Annotated in this window: 2 protein-coding genes; both read right to left on the reverse strand. The window is 65.4% G+C overall.

The annotated features are described in order from the left end of the window. Nucleotides 1-330: 330 nt before the first annotated feature. A complete protein-coding gene (locus tag U9977_RS19665) occupies nucleotides 331-627 on the reverse strand; it encodes an amidohydrolase family protein (protein ID WP_322750752.1) in 297 nt (98 codons plus the stop codon). Then, nucleotides 591-1,223 carry an amidohydrolase family protein gene (locus U9977_RS19670; RefSeq protein WP_322750753.1) on the reverse strand — a complete coding sequence of 211 codons (633 nt, stop codon included), beginning with the start codon at nucleotides 1,221-1,223 and terminating at the stop codon, nucleotides 591-593. Before U9977_RS19670 ends, U9977_RS19665 begins: the two co-directional genes overlap by 37 nt. Nucleotides 1,224-1,521 lie beyond the last annotated feature (298 nt).

Genomic DNA, 1,521 nt, shown 5'->3' on the forward strand with positions numbered 1-1,521 from the left:
TTGTAACAGAATTGATCAAAAACGCGAATGTGCGGCATCGGTTCACTCGCACCGTCACCGCCCGGACGCTTCCGGGCGACTTTCCGGTGCCGCAGCCAGCCGGTGCGGTTGCACGACATCTACGAGCTCCGGGCCCCCTCGCCCTCACAGTGACCTTAAGCGGACAATGATTGAGCCAAATGTGATGTCTCCGGGGGTGGCCGTCAAGCCCTGCGGCCCAACCAACGCTCCGCAGCCCTCTCGTAACACACCCTCGGCCCCACATCGCGCGAATGCAGGGATACGGGACCGGGTATGGTGACCAGGGTGGCCGGTCAGGGAGGCGCGCCGCTATCCCGCAAGACTCGGCGGAAGCTCAAGCATCCGGATGGCGTTCGTTCGGACTATTCGCTCGACATCAGCGGCCGGGATGTCCTTCATCGCCTGCTCGGCATACGCGCGGGTGTTCGGCCAGGTGGTGTCCTGGTGCGGGTAGTCGCTTTCGAAGGTGATCTGGTCGACACCGATTGCATGGCGGCTGGCGAGCCCGAAGTCGTCCTCGAAAAAACAGCCGTACACCCGGCCGGCCACATAGCTGCTGGGCGGTTCGGTTATTTCCGGTGGCAGGCCGGAGGCCGCGTTACCCATGCGCCAGACCCGGTCGACGCGTCCGCCGAGGTGGTAAGAAACTGCGATGACGACCCGATATGCATGCACACCACCGTCGCAGTCTCCTCGCACGCCCGCAGCAGCGGATCCCACGGCCGCCGGGCGTCGTGCAGACTGGGCAGGCCGAGCTTCGCCGGCAGCTCACTGAAAGCGACGGCACGCACACCTCGGGCGGCGTTGCGGCGCACCTCGGCCGCGGCGAGCTCAATATCCCACAACGGAATCAGACAGAGCGGGATGAGCCTGCCGCCGCTGTCACCGCACCACTCCTCGACCATCCAGTTGTTGTAGGCGTGAACGCATGCCAACGCGAGTTCCTTGTCCTTCGCCTCGTAAAAGGTCTGACCGCAGAACCTGGGGAAGGTCGGAAAACACAATGACCGTTCGACGTTGTTGACATCCATGTCGGCCAGGCGCGCCCCGGGGTCGTAGAAACCCGGCCGCATCTGGTCGTATCCGACCGGCTCCTTACCGATCTCCGCCGGCTTCCGGCCCGCGGAAGCCATCCCCACGACCACGGCATACCGGAGGTCCTCGTACACCCACCAGTCGGTCTCCGGGCCGCTGGCAGCCATCCGGAACGGCCATCCGGAACGGCCATCCGTCCGCCGGCACCATCTCGTACGGTGCGCGCACGACGCGCGGGCCGGCCTCCCGGTATCTGCCGGGCAGCCACTCGTGCCACAGGTGCGGCGGCTCAATCACGTGGTCGTCCACGGAAATGATCGGCGGAATTTCCGCTGTCATCGAACCTCCGCTGCGGTTTCATGGGTGGCCGCTTGGTGACCGACGGCTTCGTTACCGGCACCGCCGGCCCCGGTGGCGGACGGAGGGCTCACCCTGACACCCAGAACTAAGAGCGTGTCTGAGAAC

Source organism: Protofrankia sp. Cas8 (assembly GCF_963555845.1).
Classification (GTDB): Bacteria; Actinomycetota; Actinomycetes; order Frankiales; family Frankiaceae; genus Protofrankia.

Excerpts from the sequence above, each read along its gene's own strand:
- U9977_RS19665 (WP_322750752.1), bottom strand. The coding sequence starts at position 627 with ATGGGTAACGCGGCCTCCGGCCTGCCACCGGAAATAACCGAACCGCCC.
- U9977_RS19670 (WP_322750753.1), bottom strand. The coding sequence starts at position 1,223 with ATGGCTGCCAGCGGCCCGGAGACCGACTGGTGGGTGTACGAGGACCTC.